The organism is Nocardia sp. NPDC051750, assembly GCF_044453135.1.
Classification (GTDB): domain Bacteria; phylum Actinomycetota; class Actinomycetes; order Mycobacteriales; family Mycobacteriaceae; genus Nocardia.
On the sequence record NZ_JBITCK010000008.1, the window covers coordinates 67,827 to 82,348 of the forward strand.

A 14,522-nucleotide genomic window follows, 5' to 3' on the forward strand; every position below is an offset into this window, starting at 1 on the left:
CCGCCGCTCCCGAAAGGAAGAAAAATCATGGTCAAAACCGGTACCCGGCTACGGAGTCAGGTGTGTAATACCGAGGTCATCATTGTGCGGGCCGCCGACAGCCTGGACGACCTGCGGGCCGGCGGTGTGCCGATGGTGCCCATCGACGGCGGTGCCGCGGCTACGGCCGGTAGCCCGCAGGACGGTTTCTCCGACGGGAATCTGATCGGGAAACGCTATGTCGACGACCAGGGCGCCGAAGTTCTGGTGACCAAGGCGGGTGCCGGCACGCTGAGCGTGGGGAGCACACCGTTGACCATCAAGGAAGCAAAGCCGCTCCCCGCAAGCGACTAGACGAGTGATCGAGGTGGGATAGATGCCCCGTACCGCCACCGACCCGCTGATCCTGGCGGCCGAGGAAGCCGATGCGGAAGCAGCCGCGGCGGAAGCCGACGCGCTGGCCGCGCAGGCTTCCGCGACGGCGGCGCGGGCTCGGGCCCGGGCCGCGAAACTGCGCCGCGAGGCCGGCGGTGCGGGGGAGAACCCCGGCTCGGGCGCCGACGCGGCGGCGGAAAAGGCCGGTGCCGCGTCCGAGGGCTCTTCCGCGGCGGCCGATACCGAATCGCCGGATGCGGCGGCGGTCGCCGCCGAGAACAGCGAACGTTCTGCTGTGACCGGCGATACCGCCACGGAGGCGGCGGACTCCGGTGCCGAGGGCACCGCCGCCGTATCGCTGTCCAAGGGCGAGGATTCGGATGACACCACCTCGAAAGTCGCTCTTGCGAAGGACACCGGCTCGACGAACGCGCTCGAGGAGGGTGCCGAAAAGCCCGCCCGCGGGTTCACCGCGACCCTCCGCCGGGTGAAGCCGCCGCGCGTGCGCCGTCCGGGCGGCCGGACTCTCGGCCGGGCCCTGGTCGTGGTGGTGGTACTCCTCTCTCTCGTGGCCGGTGGGTATTCGATCTGGAATCACCAGCAGATCACCGCGGATCAGGCACGGGAAGACGAATTCCTGAATGCCGCCCGGGAGGGCGTCGTCGCACTCACCACGCTGGACTCCGGAAAGGCCGCCGACGATGTGAAACGGGTGCTGGACCATTCCACCGGCGCCTTCCGCACCGATTTCCAGACCCGGTCGGAGGACTTCACCAAGGTCGTCGAACAGTCCAAGGTCGCGACCCAGGGCGAGATCACCGCGGCCGCGGTCGAATCCATGACCGACGAATCGGCGGTGGTGCTCGTCTCGGCCGTCTCCCGGGTCACCAATACCGCCGGAGCACAGCAGGAACCACGGGTGTGGCGGCTGAGCGTCACCGTCACCCGGGAAGGTTCGGAATTGAAGATGTCGAAAGTGGAGTTCGTCCCGTGACCATCCCCAGTTTCTTCCAGTCGGTCCGCCGCTCCCCGGAACCCGTCCTGCTCACCCTGCTGGCCGTGGTCGCGGTGGCCGTGGCCGCCTCGCTGCTGGTCTTCCAGTACCGGCCGGATTCCCGGGGTGACGCGGCGAAGAACGAAATCCTCTCCGCCGCCACCGAGGGCACCGTGGCCCTGCTGTCGTATTCCCCCGAAACCCTGGACCAGGATTTCGCGGCCGCGAAATCGCGGATGACCGGCGATTTCCTCAACTACTACACCCAATTCACCGAAAAGGTGATCGCGCCCGCCGCGAAGGAGAAGTCGGTGAAGACTTCCGCGACGATCGTGCGCTCGGCCGTGGCCGAATCGCACCCCGATTCGGCGGTCGCGCTGCTGTTCATCAACCAGACCACCACCAGCGCGGAGAAACCGGACCCGGCAATGGCCGCCAGTAGCGTGCGTGTGTCGCTGTCGAAGGTAGAAGACTCATGGCTGATCTCGTCGTTCGATCCCGTCTGACAACCGGTGGTGCCGCCCGCGGCGAGCACCCGCCCGGCATTCGCCGCGAGGCGCCGGTGCTCGTCACGGTGTATCCGGTGCTCGACTATTTCTCGGTCTGTCCACGCTGCGGCTATGCCGCTGAAGCATCGAAGACCGTGCGGACCTTCGCCGACGGTGCGACCGATTCCGAAACGCACATCACCTGCGGAATGCCGTGCGGCTGGCAGGAAACGCGGTAGCCGTCACCAGGGCACCGGGCCGTCCGCGGTGAAGAATCCGCCGGTCGGTTGACGATCAAGTCCGGATCCCTTCGGGGCCAGTGGACGCGGCATCGCGTTCGTCGATCTGGCCATGTAGTTCTCGGTGTGCCTTGACCGAGTAAGCTCTGGTAGGTGCAATATCCCGAAGATGTGCACATGGATATCGTGGAAACAGCGTCCGCTTCGAAGTTCGTCGAGCTGGTGGCTGATCTATACGACCTCGCATTCTCGGCACCTCCTCACCGGTGGACAGCTTCTGAAAAGTCGCGGCACCGCGAGGGACTGGCGGGGCTGCTCTCGGTCGGCACTCTTGCGGTGGCGCAAGATAGCTCGGGTCTGATCGGTGCTGCATACGGATATCCCCTGACCCCCGGCCGGTCATGGTGGCGCGATGTTCGTGGGGACCTTCTGACGCCGGAGCTCGTTGAGGAATGGGCTGGGCGCACGTTTGCACTCTCCGGGTTGGCCGTGCATCCGGGCCGACGGCGCGCGGGGATCGGGCGGGCTTTGGTATATCGCCTACTATCCGACCGCCCGGAGCACCGAGTCGCCTACTCAGTAATGCCCGGGACAGTCGGGGTCCACTCTCTGATCGGGCAGCCACATGTGAAGCCCGTCGGGCGGCGCGTTTTCCCGAAAGGCGCGAACATCGACTCGTTGGACTTCTACGTTCTGGGACTGCCTGTTGCGAAGCCATCGGTAGCCAAGCGTTCATCGAGTTCGAGCACCTCATGTACACCGTTCCATGGGACGAGCATGGCACGGGATTCGCGGAGGGAGCCTACTAGCTGCCCGCTGTTTTCTCGTGGTGCCATCTTCCTACCGCCCGTATCCAGCCCCGGCCAGGACGTCCCGGAGCTGCCTGGTCTCGTCGCGAATTGAGTGAGCGGGTTCGACAGTGTCGAGGTAGCCGACAGCTTCCAGAAGGATGGTGGCGGTGCGGGTAGAGCGAATCTCATCGATCAGGGGCACCACACGTCGGATCGTGCCGGCCGCATCGTGCCACGCATGCGCGCGGATTTCCGCGTTGAACAGTGCGGCGAGGTGATGGTAGCGGGAACGGATCTCGCGGTGAGGGGTGAACTCGACAGAGGCAGAGAAGGTATCCGCCGCCTTGCTCCAGTCGGCGCAGTCGCTGTGGATTACGGCTTCGTGCCAGGCCAATTCCCGGTCATCGATCCACCAGGCCCATGCCGGGTCGCCGTCGCGGGTGCCGTCGAGGTAGAGGGAACGGGCTCGGCGGAATGAACGTTTGGCTGAGGTATCGTCGCCCGCCTGCGCCAAAGCACGGGCTTCGCGGATGCGGAACAACGCTTCCAGCCGGGGAGAGAGCCTATTTGTTTCCAACACCATGCGGGCGATTCGCAAGGCTTCCACCGGGCGACCGAGGGAACCAGCGTGCATGGACATGTTCTGCAAGGTCAGCAGCTCCATGCTCCGATCGCCCGCCATACGGGACAGGTGGAGTGCTTCGTTGTTCACCCGGCGCACGAGTTCGTGTTCGCCCGCGTCGTAGAGCAACCATCCCGTGACCTCGCCGATCTCGCCGGCCGCTGCGTACAGCTCGCGCTCGATCCTCGGGTCGCAACGTACGGTCCCCAACTTCCGGTGTACCGATCTGAACAGTTGCAGCGCGAACTCCGACGATTGGTCACCCCCGAAAGTGGCGTCGAGATCGACAAGTTGACGGATGCGGCTGCGAAGTGTGTCAACGTAATCGTTGTCGACGTCTACCGACACCACAGGGTCAGTGATGGGACCCACACCAACAATGGGGGCCGAGTGTTCGGTGGACTCTGTGTGACCATCGACGTTCCGCCCCGGAGATATTGCGCCCCAGCTGATCCGGAGAGCGGCGGCCCGATCTTGTCGCGCGGCCTCGAAGCGCGTCCGCTGCTCGTCGTCGAGCCTTCTGCGGGTGGTGTCCATGCACTCGGAATACTTCGCCCCCAGGGTGATGTCGGCACCTCTGCGCTCCCATTTGCCGACCGCCTCGAGCGAACAACCGATCCGGTCGGCGAACTGAACCTGAGTGTCCCGCAACGCTGCACGCAGCGCGGCAACCTCCAGACCGGTCCACGTAACGATCGTCATCTCTCGGTTTCCTCCCCTCACCTGTAATACGCGCCAGCGTACGGGCTCAGCAAGGGTTCGGTGTGTCGTTCGAACGCAACAACACGGCCAGGCTGGAAGCGATCTGGGCTGCAATTCGGGGAGGCGCCTGGTTGCCCTTTGCCTCAACAGAACCTGGAGCAGACTGTCATACCCGCAGCCGATGCCAGCGCCCGCGAGCCGATCGTCAATTCGACGCCGCCAGGATCGGCGCGGGTCGTCCAATCTGAGAAACGGCGCGGCCGGCGAGCGCCCACCTCGCCTCCGCCGCGAGGCCCCGGTGCTCGTCACGGTGCATCCGGTACTCGATTACTTCTCGGTCTGCCCGCGCTGCGGCTACACCGCCGAAGCGTCCGTCACCGTGCGGACCTTCGCCGACGGTACGACCGATTCCGAAACGCACACCACCTGCGGAATGCCCTGCGGCTGGCAGGAGATGCGGTAGCCCGCACCGGGCCGTCGCAGTCGGTAGCGGCACATCGACAATGACATCGTTCGGGTCGGAGCGGTAGACGCCGATGCCGCCTCACTCGAACGCACCCCGGCACTGTCAGCTGAGATCGACCCCGAGACCAGTGACTGCCGGCACTCAGGTCCTGAGCTCACGCACCAACGAAATGAGCCAGCGCAGGTCCGGGGCTCCGGGTGCTCGCATGGAAGCCGATGCCGGTGGCGAAATATCGGCGGTGAAGAGCTGATCATGTGGTGCCTGTCCGTCGGTCGGAACGGACTCGTGTGGTATCTCGCGTACGGAGCTGCGTGTGGTGGTGTTGCCGCTGTGGACAGTCGCGTTACCGGTCGGTGTCGTCCCCTCGCTCGGCGGGGTGGCGCGAACGGTTTTGTGGGCTACCGCTGCGGGGGCAGAGCGGTGCGGACGGCGGAGGCCAGATCGGTGCACCGCTCGAAGCGGTCGCTCGGTTCCTTGGCCAGCGCGGTGGTGATGACGGCGTCGATCGCGGGAGTCAGGGTGGGTCTCAGGCGACTGGGCTCGGGGATGGGCGCGGCCAGATGCGCGCCGATCACCTCAGCGTGCCCGGCGGCGGGATGGGGGTGGCGACCGGTGAGTAGGTGGAACAGGGTGCAGCCCAGTGAGTAGATATCCGCGCGGTGGTCGACCTCCCCGCCGAAGCGTTCAGGTGCGGCGTAGGCAAGGGTTGCGGCTACCGTGGACAGGGTTTCTGTGGCGTCGAGGGTGCGGCGATACCGAAGTCGGTGAGCAGCGCCCGCTGTCCGCCGCGGTAGTCCGGCTCCAGCAGCAGATTAGCCGGTTTCACGTCGCGGTGCAGTACCCCTTGGTCGTGCGCGAAATCCAAGGCGGCCGCCGCGTCGGCGATCAGGTCGACCACCGTTGCCGGTTCCAGACCTTGTGGGGCTGAGGCCAGCAGCGCACCGATATCGCGCTGCCGGGGACATAGCGCATCGACAGCCACGACGGGGCGTCCTCGGTGCCGCTGTGGTCATGGACGGCGACGATATTCGGGTGGTCCAGGGGCGCAGCCAGTTCGGCCTCGCGCACGAACGCTGCTCGGCGCGTGGGTCGGCAGTGAGGGAATCGTGCAGCACCTTCAATGCCATCCGGCGCTGCAACCGTAAATTGCGCACCAGATAGACCGCGCCAATCCCACCGGTGCCGAGGACCTTCTCGATCTCGAATCCAGCAAATACGTCTCCTGCGGCCAGAACCACCCGCAGCCTCCGTTCCTCTCGATCACTCGACCCGAACCATCAGGGGCTCAGCAGAATCAACGCGTAGCTTCCGCTCGCGCGCACCGAGATACCGTGTTCATCAGCAGAAATCTGACGGTACCGGGCGCCCGGATCTCAGCCGGTCGGCTCACCTGGGGCTTGATCAGGCCGGTTCGGGTACAGCCACATAATCGGGAAAGAAGCAGCTATGGTGTCGACTCCGAGGCAGCGACTATGAAAGCTTCGGCCAGCTCGGTCGCTGCCTTTCTCCCATCCTCGATGCTGGTCTCGACTACCATGGGACCGAAAATTACAAACTTGAAAACCAAATTTGCGTCGCGAACAACTATTGTCGGGTTGGTTTCGTTGCGAAATACTATTTCTGCCTCGTCCCAGTCTCCTGTGAATGATTCGGGAGTTTCTTCGCCGGACTCCGTGTCGATAATATCTAGATACTCGCTCTCGGCTTCCTCATTTGTTTCCGATATGACGAAATATGACAAAATGAAACTTTTGCCAAAGGGATCCGGATCGCCCTGAACCCGACATTGCCCCTCGGTCTGGCTGACCATGCCCCCTTCGAGTTCTGGCATGTGAAATTCCGACGGTACCTTTGATATGTCTGTCCTTTCGCAAACATCCTCAGATGCCGTGTAGTGCGGCGCCTCCGGTGTGGTGCCGGTATCGGAATTGATGGCGCGAGCAGCGGGATCGGTGACACCGGTATCGGACCTGGTGATGATGATCGCGACGGCGGCTACGACGATGACGATCACGGTGCCCAATCCGCCGAGCAGCCACAGGGTATTGGTGTGCTTCTTCGGGGGTGGCGGGGAGGGACGTTGCGGAATAGGGGGCCATGACGAGCCCGTAGGTGGCAGAGTCGGTCCGGTCATCATTTGCGCTCCTCAGGGTGGGCCTAAACAGACGGTGAAGGCAATATCAGGGAAGGCGTTACTCTTCCAGCTGGTCGAGGTCTCTTCGGCCTGGCAGTAGGTTTCCGCTACGCCATATCTCTCGATGCGGCTGGTCACCTTGAGAACGCGGGAGTTATCGCAGCTGGAACTCTGAATCGATGTATTCTCTCCAGAACCGACAACGGTCAGACAACTACCGACTTCGGCATGGCCGACCACGTCATACGCTCCGAGGTATTGCAGTCGTAAGCACAACAGGACGTCGGAGCCGGGGATCGGGTGTGCCCAGTCGAGTTCCGCTTCAGGCGAGGAACAGTCGCCGATATCGGTACCGCCGGCAACTCGTTCCAGCACGGTGAACGTGGCCAGGGTGCATTTTGCCAGTATCCATTCCTCATCGTGGGGTCCGGAGCCGAATACACAGTCGCCTACGCCGGCTTTGAGTATTTCCGCTGGCGGCTTCGACGGTTCGACAGGCGTCTCGGTGGTACCCGCTGCGGAGGCCGAAGGCGTGTCGTCTGCTGCTTCACCGCCGGGCACAAGGACGGTGATCAGCACGATTGTCACGATCCCTATCACCACCGCGGCGATCAATGTTGCGACGACTCCCGCCGATGGCCATGCGGAAGAGGTGGGGGGTAGATGTTCCGGCCTGGGGCCGGCGACGGGCTCGGGATGCATTCCCTGAAAAGTGCCACCAGCGAAGTCGGCGCGGCCGGCGGAGCGATCGGCGGGTCCGGGGTGATGCAGAGCCTGGGCGGCGGCATATGCGAAGTCGATACAGCTCGGGTAGCGATCTGCTGGATCCTTGGCCAGGACTGTCGCGACGACCGTGGTGAGTGCGACCGGCAGATCGGGCCGGAGGGCGCGAGGATCCGGGACGGGTTGGACGCGGTGCGCTAGCGCCATGGCCATCCAATCCTCCGACGGATACGGGTACTGTCCGGTCAGCAGGTGATAGAAGGTGCAGCCCAGGGAGTACTGATCTGCTCGGGGACCGGTCTGCTGCTCGGGGTCGAAACGCTCCGGCGCCACGTACGGTGGCGAAGCGGCTACCGAGGAATTGGTGAGAGTGCCGTCAAGAGCCCGCGCTATCCCGAAATCGGTCAGCAGGACGTGTTCACCATGAACGGGGTCGTTTGCGAGGAGCAGGTTGGCCGGCTTCACATCCCGATGGAGAACGTTGCGGTTGTGGGCGAAGTCCAGGGCGTGGGCAGCTCCGACGATCAACCGGACAGCACGATCCGGATCGACGCCACCGGGCTCGGCTTCGAGCAGGGCTGCTACATCCCCGCCCGCGATGAAGCGGCCGGCTATCCACAACACCGGATCTCCGGGCTCACTGCGGTCGTATATGGCAACTATGTTCGGATGATCCAATCCGGCGGCAAGCTCGGCCTCCGTCTCGAAGGCCTTCCGCGCGTCAGAGTTGCCGGCGAGGGAGTCGTTGAGCACCTTCAATGCGATATGGAGCGGAAGCCGAGGGTGGTGGGCCAGATACACCACGCCCATGCCTCCGCCCCCGAGTCTTCGCTCGATGGTGTAGCCGGCGAACACCTCGCCCTCCCGCAGCGACAAGCCCTTTACTCCTCACCAGTCAGGGCCTGGTACCCACGACCCGAAGCAGAACACGGCATTCCCTGCCGCCCAAGCTAATACACACGGACTGTCAGCGACATTCGAGACCTGATCGGCGACCGCGGACTCCTTCGAGCGCACCGATCGGCACCCGCTGCGGTCGCCACAAGGCGGGACGATTCGATTCGTCCGCAGGCGGGGTGCGGCTGCGGAGCCTACCGCTCATCGCACTTGCCGCCGGGATATGCGTGGTGAAGTGCCCGGTGCAGATGTTGCGCGGTGGAGTATGGGCTCGGGGTGGTGCCCTCGGCCAGTGCTCGATCGATGACGTCGGCGAGGGCGGGCGGAATGTGGGGCGCTCGCCGGCGTATGGGGACGGGGTCTGTTTCCAGAATCATGAGCCAGGGGTCTTTGCCGGGCGGGAATTCTCGGGGATAGCTGCCGGTCAGGGCCAGGTACAGGCAGGAGGTGATCGCCCAGAGGTCGACGGCGGGGGTGGCGCCGCGGAAGTCGAGGACCTGCTGTCGGGGGATGTGGCCGGGCTTGCCCGCTATGGTGCCGGTGCGGGTCAGGCCGCCGAGCCCGGCCTGGTCGAAAGCTTTGGCCAGGCCGAAGTCGCCGATTTTGGCGAGGGGGGCGGCGTCGGTGCCGCTGAGTAGGAGGTTGTGCGGGCTCAGGTCGCGGTGGACGAGGCCGCGGTGGTGGGCGTGCGCCAGGCCCTGCAGCGCGTGGCATATCAATCGGAGTGCGTCGGGGGTGGCGAGGGTTCCGCCTCGGCGCAGCAGGAGTTTGTCGAGGCTGCCGCCGGGGCAGTACTCGGTGGTGAAATAGAAGACGCCGTCGGCGAATCCGGTGTCGTGGATCGAGACGATATTCCGATGCCGAAGGGTTGCGCACAGATCGGCCTCGCGCAGGAACCGGGCTCGGGCGTCCGGATTCGCCGACGCCTGCGGGAGCAGCACTTTCAGGGCGACCTGGCGTCCGGTTTCGTTGTTCTCCGCTAGGTAGACCGCGCCCATTCCGCCGCTGCCCAGCTCGCGCAGCAGGAAGTAGCCGCTGATCGCCTCGAGGTCGCGATGCCCGATGCCGGCCAGATCCACCGGATTCCGGGCGAGACCGCCGCGTGCGGCGCATTCGGGACAGAGCTGGGCGCTGGCCGCCCGGTCCGGCAGGAGATCCAGTTGGTGATGGCATTGTGCACACAGAACGACGGATTCGGTCGGGTGGTCGGGGGGAAGTTGGATATGCACGGCGAATACGGTGTCGCCCAAGCAGATCTCGTCGCCGTCGCGGAGATCGTGTTCGGGCAGGGGTAACGCTGCGCCTTCCGCGGGGGATTGATGCGGTAGTCGTTGACCGATCTTTTCGCCGTTGACGAATGTGCCGTTGAGACTGCCGAAGTCCCGGATACGGGCCTGCGGCGGGTTGATATCGAGGAGGCAGTGATGCCGGGAGACGGTGCGGTGGTGCTCATCGTTCGGCAGCTGCGGTGAGCACCCGGTGGCGCGGCCGACAATGCAGCTGGCGCGTTCATGGAACTCGTACACGGCGGGTGCGAGACGGCCGCGGCGCACTGTCAGCGTCACGCCGGCCGACGCCGGAACGCCGGGGCCCGGGTCGAAGCGGCCGATATCTGTGGGTGTGGCAGCGGCTTGCGTTTCGTGTATCGGCGAACCGGATGGTGGCAGGGTGCCGGTCACCACACCTGATCCTGGTCGTCGTCGATGGTGTTGCCGAGCATCCGCAGGTTCGCCGGCACCAGCGTCGACGATCGCAGCAGGGCTTGAATGAGGTTGTGGTTCAGTGTGTTGCCTACCGGCTCGCCGATTCCGTCCTCGATCCGGATTCCGGTAATGGGGTCGGGACCGGTGGACAGCCGCTCACGGACAGTCGCGACGATATGGGACACGGTCTTCGGTGTCCACAGTCTTTCGTCCGGCGACCTGTTCAAATCGTCGGCTACCTGGTTCCACGACAGGGGCTGAGGGTAGCGCTCCTGGCGCAGATACCGTTGCGCGAGTGCGGTGAGTACCAGTTGCTCGTTGAAGCTCAGCGGATACACATCGGGCGGCTTGGTCTGGCTGTGTTGCTGGTCGCCGGGATCGCAGGTGCGCGCAGTGACCACATGAATCTCCAGCAGGTGCCGTTGATGTTTCCGAGCGCCGATGAACATCGGTGTGTAGCCGGGTTCGACAACAGCCTCCTGCCCGGTCAACAGCAGCCGCTCGCCCGGCAGCTGGATGGGTAGCTGACTGTCGTTGCGGACGCTCCACTGGTTACCGTCGCATTCGAGCACGCCGTGTTTCCGGCTGATTCGCGAGTCGTTCACCCCGACCGGCACGTGGACGTTATCGCGGGACCTGCCGAAGCGCACCGTGTAACGTCCCGGGGGAAAGGCGTACCCGCGTTCGGACCCCAGCGCGAAAATAGTGCCGGGTGGAGCAGGTGGCACCCCGCTGGCCAGGCTCCGCATAGAACTCGGCAATATCTGCGGCACGAAACCGTCGATCTCCACCACGCTTCCTTCCCGTCGGATCAGACCCTCGCAAGGTACCGACGCTGGTTCGGGAGGGGCCCCGAACCGGACATCGAACGTCGGGAGTATCTGCCTTCGGACACAGATGTACCGCTTCCGGCTGAAGCAGCTCACCGATACACCACACCCCGCCCGTCGAGCGCTCCTCACCCCGCAGTTGGATCGCCGATAGCGTAACCGGATCGGACTGTCGGCGCTGAGCCGAAAGACGGCTGTTCGACGCTGTCCCGGGCCGATGCGTCGCACGAGAGGTTTCCGGAATCTTCGTAGGAATGTTCGGGAGTCGGTCCGCTGACGCCGCGGACTTGGCTGCGAGCGGCGGAGATCGCCCTCCGCTATGCCCGGGGATCGCTCGGCGCCGCCGCCGATACGGAGCCGGACGCGGGATTATTCTGTTCGGGAAGTCTGGTGATGGCGTGGACGGGGCAGTCGAGGAGTGCGCGGGTGACGGCGTCCTCGTCTGTGGGGGCGATAACGGGGTCGTCGGCGAGCGAGGCGTAACCCCAGTCGTCGAGGGGGAAGTGTGCGGGGGCGTGTTTGGCGCAGATACCGAACCCGTCGCAGAGTGTGCGGTCCAATTTGATCTTCACAGCAGGGCCTCCGTGACCACTTGGTAGGGGGCCCGGTCGGTAGAGGTTCCGGTCGCGCAGTCCGGGCAATGGTTGTCGAGATGGGCCGCGACCTCCTGCGGGAAGCGGTCCAGCAGGCTCGCCGCGGTATTGCAGGCGGCGTCGAGGGTGCCACAGGCGCCGCGGCCACGCAGGACCGTGGACCAGCGCTGCAGGCGTTGCAGATCGTCGTCGTCTGCGCGGCCCTCGGCCAGTGCGGTGGTGGCCGCGGCCATGGCGGCGGTGCCGTTGAAGCAGGACCCGCACTGGCCGGCGTTCTCCCGGTCGAAATAGTTCAGGACCGCCGCAGCGACCGCTACCGGGCATTCCTCGGTGAGGAGGGCGATCGCGCCGCAGCCCAGGCCGGCGCCGGCGCGGCGCAGGGTTTCGTGGTCGAGGGTGAGGTCGAGGATGGTCCGGTCGAGCAGGCCGGTGAAGTATCCGCCGATCAGAGCGCCGCGTACCGAATCGGCCGGGACACCGTGCAGGGCGAGCAGATCGGCGACCGGCAGGCCGTGCGGCAGTTCGTACAGCGTGGGCGGCCGGCCGGCGGCGGTCACTGTGGACAGGAACGTTCCGGGGGAGAGCGCCGTGCCCGCGGCGCGGTAGGCGTCGGCACCCCACCGGTCCAGGAACGGCAGGTTGGCCAGGGTTTCCACATTGCTGACCAGGGTCGGTAACCCGGCCACGCCCGCTTCGTACGGGCGCGGCGGTTTGTCGGTGGGTACGGCCCGGCCGCCGTTGATCGCCTGTACCGCCGCGGTCTCCTCGCCGGCGACATACCCGGGTTCGACCCGGACGACGGCGAGTGCGGGTCCGCCGGGTACCGCGCCTCCGAGCTCGTCGAGTGCCGCTGTCACCGACCGTTCGCATTCGGGATCGGATACGTAGACATATCCGCGCCGGGCATCGACCAGCGCGGCCGCCAGCCGCAATCCGTCGAGTACCAGATGCGGGCGGTTGCGCAGCAGCCAGCGGTCCTTGAAGGAGGCCGGCTCACCCTCCTCGCCGTTGGCCACGACGACTGTCTCGGTCCAGCCGGCCGGTACTCCCGTACCCGCCCGGCCGCCGGCGCGCACACTGCTCACCTTCACCGCGAACGGGAATCCGGCTCCGCCGCGCCCGCGTAACCCGCTGCGTTCGACCGCGTCGGCCAGCGCGGCTACCGAACCGATGGGGCGGTAGCCGCCGCTGTCCCGGTATTCGTACGCGGTCTCGACGCCGCCGCCGAGCCGTAGCAAGCGCGGCTCGCTACCGGGGTACGGGACCACCGCCAGGCCCCCGGCCGACGAGAAGATGTGCTGCATCGTGCCTCCTGAGTGGGCGCGGCACCGGGCCGCTCGTATCGGGCGTACCTCCGCTTCGCCGCGGCCGTACGGGTCGACGGGTGGACGGTCCGCCCACCGGCCGGTGTGGTCGGGGGTATCCGCGTGTTTGCCGCTGTGCGCGCCGACCGGTAGCGCAGTCCGCCGGCTGGGGCCTTGGGTGCGCCTGCGCGTTCGCTGAGGTCGTGTGCGGTTCAGGGGTGGGTTGCGCCGGGCCGCGCCGGTTAGGCTCGTTCGCATGCGAACTGCGGTGTTGCGGGTGAATATCGATCCCGCCGGTGAGCTCACCGGCGAATCGCTGGCCCGCGGTATGGCGGCTCTGGCCGCCGCGCTCGCCGTCACCGGCGGTGAAGTCCTGGAAAAAGATCTCGGTGCCGCCCCGCGGTCCCGGCGTGAGGTGCAGGTGCTGCTCGATACCGCGGACGCCGCGGCGGATACAGCTCGGGTGGTCGCGGTCTGTGCCCGGGTGTTCGGCACCCAACCGGTTCCGGGTGTGGTTACCTACGTCAGTCGCGGTACCGACGCCGACGCGTACGGGGTGCTGGCCGGTTTCGGCCTCACCGGGGAGATCACCCGGGTGCCGGGAACCGACGGTTATGACATTCTGCAGGTGCGCCTGCGCGAATCCGACCTCGAGCGGGTCCCGGAGAGCCGGATCCACACCGCGCTGGAGGCCTCGACCAATTGCGAGGTCCGGATCAGCACAATGTGATATCGCGGGGCCGGAAATCATCTGTCGCCCAGGAACTTCAGGATCTCCGGGGCCGCCAGCACCCAGGTGTCGAACATGTTGTACTGCTTCACCCGGCCCTGTGCGCGGTCTTCCATCGCGCGTTCCCAGGCATCCTCCGGCCACGGGGGATCGATCAGCGTCGAACCGTCGATCAGGCAGTGCACCTCGAGTGACGTGCGTTTGGGATGGTCCATATCCTTGGCGCCACCGCGAATGATCAGGGTGGGGACCTGGATCCTTTCGAACATCTCGTCGTCCACCCCGGGGATCGTCTGACCCGGTTTCGGTACATAGGCATTGAGCCAGCGCAGCGAGAGTTTCACGAATTCGTCGCTGTCCAGAGCCCGCAGCCGCTGTTCGTTGTCCGGATTCGCCGCGATCAGCTCCTGCCATTCCTTCATGCGCAGCAGGCCCGCCGTACCGAGGGCGCGCACCGTCTGCAGGCTTGGCAGGACGTAGTAGGCGCCGAGGTTGAAGGTGCCGTAGACGCCGCCCACGATATTCCACAGCACGAGATCGGTGACCAGTTCCGGGTACAGCATTGTGGTGAGCATCGAATCGCGCGCGCCGCCGGAACCCCCGGCCAGGATCACCGGGCCCGTGTCCAGCTCCGTCAGCAGTGCGTGCAGGGTTTCGGCGCGCATATGCGATTCGGTCTGCCCGTAGAACTGCACATCGGAGGCGCCGCAGTTGGGCCGATCCCACAGCAGTACCCGGTATCCGCCGGCGACCAGGGCCTCGGCCAGCGGACGGAGTCCGGGGATGTCCTTGCTGTAGCGGCCGCCGGGCGTCAGCACGATGAGATCACCGGAGTCACCGAGTATCTCGTAGACGACCTTGCCGCCGTTGACAGTTACCGCGGGCATAGCACACTCCTGAAGGGGTTTCGGGGATCCGCCCGGGGCGGATACTCCCGCGGCCGTCCGTGGAA

The 14,522-nt window shown here is 65.7% G+C and carries 15 protein-coding genes and 1 pseudogene; 7 read left to right on the forward strand and 9 right to left on the reverse strand.

Going from position 1 to position 14,522, the window contains the following annotated elements; all coding sequences use genetic code 11:
• Positions 1–27: 27 nt before the first annotated feature.
• The 5 genes from ACIA75_RS31295 to ACIA75_RS31315 all read left to right on the forward strand — a co-directional run bounded on the left by ACIA75_RS31295 (position 28) and on the right by ACIA75_RS31315 (position 2,978).
• Positions 28–333: a hypothetical protein gene (locus ACIA75_RS31295; protein WP_397110503.1), complete on the forward strand. Its 306-nt coding sequence runs from the start codon at positions 28–30 to the stop codon at positions 331–333.
• A 22-nt stretch (positions 334–355) separates the two neighbouring features.
• Positions 356–1,348, forward strand: a complete 993-nt coding sequence (locus tag ACIA75_RS31300) for a hypothetical protein (protein ID WP_397110505.1) — start codon at positions 356–358, stop codon at positions 1,346–1,348.
• Positions 1,345–1,854 (forward strand): twin-arginine translocation pathway signal, encoded by a 510-nt coding sequence (locus ACIA75_RS31305; RefSeq protein ID WP_397110507.1) that lies wholly within the window; start codon positions 1,345–1,347, stop codon positions 1,852–1,854. Before ACIA75_RS31300 ends, ACIA75_RS31305 begins: the two co-directional genes overlap by 4 nt.
• A complete protein-coding gene (locus tag ACIA75_RS31310) occupies positions 1,824–2,075 on the forward strand; it encodes a hypothetical protein (protein ID WP_397110509.1) in 252 nt (83 codons plus the stop codon). The genes ACIA75_RS31305 and ACIA75_RS31310 overlap by 31 nt, the downstream gene beginning before the upstream one ends.
• Positions 2,076–2,252: 177 nt before the next feature.
• Positions 2,253–2,978 (forward strand): GNAT family N-acetyltransferase, encoded by a 726-nt coding sequence (locus ACIA75_RS31315; protein ID WP_397111096.1) that lies wholly within the window; start codon positions 2,253–2,255, stop codon positions 2,976–2,978.
• On the opposite strand, the gene ACIA75_RS31320 is transcribed toward ACIA75_RS31315, so the two are convergent.
• Positions 2,916–4,190, reverse strand: a complete 1,275-nt coding sequence (locus ACIA75_RS31320) for a helix-turn-helix domain-containing protein (RefSeq protein ID WP_397110511.1) — start codon at positions 4,188–4,190, stop codon at positions 2,916–2,918. The genes ACIA75_RS31315 and ACIA75_RS31320 overlap by 63 nt on opposite strands.
• 298 nt (positions 4,191–4,488) lie before the next feature.
• Between ACIA75_RS31320 and ACIA75_RS31325 the strand changes: the two genes are divergently transcribed.
• Positions 4,489–4,653, forward strand: coding sequence for a hypothetical protein (locus ACIA75_RS31325; RefSeq protein WP_397110513.1), 165 nt, complete (start codon positions 4,489–4,491; stop codon positions 4,651–4,653).
• A gap of 401 nt (positions 4,654–5,054) precedes the next feature.
• On the opposite strand, the pseudogene ACIA75_RS31330 reads toward ACIA75_RS31325, so the two are convergent.
• From ACIA75_RS31330 to ACIA75_RS31360, 7 genes and pseudogenes are all read right to left on the reverse strand, one after another.
• Positions 5,055–5,638 (reverse strand): annotated as a pseudogene (locus ACIA75_RS31330) (serine/threonine-protein kinase).
• Positions 5,639–6,100: 462 nt separating this feature from the next.
• Entirely contained in the window at positions 6,101–6,793 is a 693-nt protein-coding gene (locus ACIA75_RS31335; protein ID WP_397110515.1) for a hypothetical protein, read from the reverse strand.
• A 9-nt stretch (positions 6,794–6,802) separates the two neighbouring features.
• The gene (locus ACIA75_RS31340) at positions 6,803–8,368 is read right to left on the reverse strand and encodes a serine/threonine-protein kinase (RefSeq protein ID WP_397110516.1); all 1,566 of its coding nucleotides are present in this window, start codon (positions 8,366–8,368) and stop codon (positions 6,803–6,805) included.
• Between the two features lie 236 nt (positions 8,369–8,604).
• On the reverse strand, positions 8,605–10,089 hold the full coding sequence (locus ACIA75_RS31345; protein WP_397110518.1) for a protein kinase: 1,485 nt from the start codon (positions 10,087–10,089) through the stop codon (positions 8,605–8,607).
• A complete protein-coding gene (locus ACIA75_RS31350) occupies positions 10,086–10,904 on the reverse strand; it encodes an FHA domain-containing protein (protein ID WP_397110520.1) in 819 nt (272 codons plus the stop codon). The genes ACIA75_RS31345 and ACIA75_RS31350 overlap by 4 nt, the downstream gene beginning before the upstream one ends.
• Before the next feature lie 356 nt (positions 10,905–11,260).
• Positions 11,261–11,515: a ferredoxin gene (locus ACIA75_RS31355; protein WP_397110522.1), complete on the reverse strand. Its 255-nt coding sequence runs from the start codon at positions 11,513–11,515 to the stop codon at positions 11,261–11,263.
• Complete coding sequence (locus tag ACIA75_RS31360; protein WP_397110524.1) at positions 11,512–12,840, reverse strand: NADH-ubiquinone oxidoreductase-F iron-sulfur binding region domain-containing protein; 1,329 nt, start codon at positions 12,838–12,840, stop codon at positions 11,512–11,514. The genes ACIA75_RS31355 and ACIA75_RS31360 overlap by 4 nt, the downstream gene beginning before the upstream one ends.
• A gap of 256 nt (positions 12,841–13,096) precedes the next feature.
• Between ACIA75_RS31360 and ACIA75_RS31365 the strand changes: the two genes are divergently transcribed.
• Positions 13,097–13,570, forward strand: coding sequence for a hypothetical protein (locus ACIA75_RS31365; protein ID WP_397110526.1), 474 nt, complete (start codon positions 13,097–13,099; stop codon positions 13,568–13,570).
• 17 nt (positions 13,571–13,587) lie between these two features.
• Here the strand turns inward: ACIA75_RS31365 and ACIA75_RS31370 are convergent, their stop codons facing one another.
• On the reverse strand, positions 13,588–14,457 hold the full coding sequence (locus ACIA75_RS31370; RefSeq protein ID WP_397110528.1) for an alpha/beta fold hydrolase: 870 nt from the start codon (positions 14,455–14,457) through the stop codon (positions 13,588–13,590).
• Positions 14,458–14,522 lie beyond the last annotated feature (65 nt).

Coding starts and splice junctions, on each gene's coding strand:
- ACIA75_RS31295 (WP_397110503.1), top strand. CDS start 28: ATGGTCAAAACCGGTACCCGGCTACGGAGTCAGGTGTGTAATACCGAG.
- ACIA75_RS31300 (WP_397110505.1), top strand. CDS start 356: ATGCCCCGTACCGCCACCGACCCGCTGATCCTGGCGGCCGAGGAAGCC.
- ACIA75_RS31310 (WP_397110509.1), top strand. CDS start 1,824: ATGGCTGATCTCGTCGTTCGATCCCGTCTGACAACCGGTGGTGCCGCC.
- ACIA75_RS31315 (WP_397111096.1), top strand. CDS start 2,253: ATGGATATCGTGGAAACAGCGTCCGCTTCGAAGTTCGTCGAGCTGGTG.
- ACIA75_RS31320 (WP_397110511.1), bottom strand. CDS start 4,190: ATGACGATCGTTACGTGGACCGGTCTGGAGGTTGCCGCGCTGCGTGCA.
- ACIA75_RS31335 (WP_397110515.1), bottom strand. CDS start 6,793: ATGATGACCGGACCGACTCTGCCACCTACGGGCTCGTCATGGCCCCCT.
- ACIA75_RS31360 (WP_397110524.1), bottom strand. CDS start 12,840: ATGCAGCACATCTTCTCGTCGGCCGGGGGCCTGGCGGTGGTCCCGTAC.
- ACIA75_RS31365 (WP_397110526.1), top strand. CDS start 13,097: ATGCGAACTGCGGTGTTGCGGGTGAATATCGATCCCGCCGGTGAGCTC.
- ACIA75_RS31370 (WP_397110528.1), bottom strand. CDS start 14,457: ATGCCCGCGGTAACTGTCAACGGCGGCAAGGTCGTCTACGAGATACTC.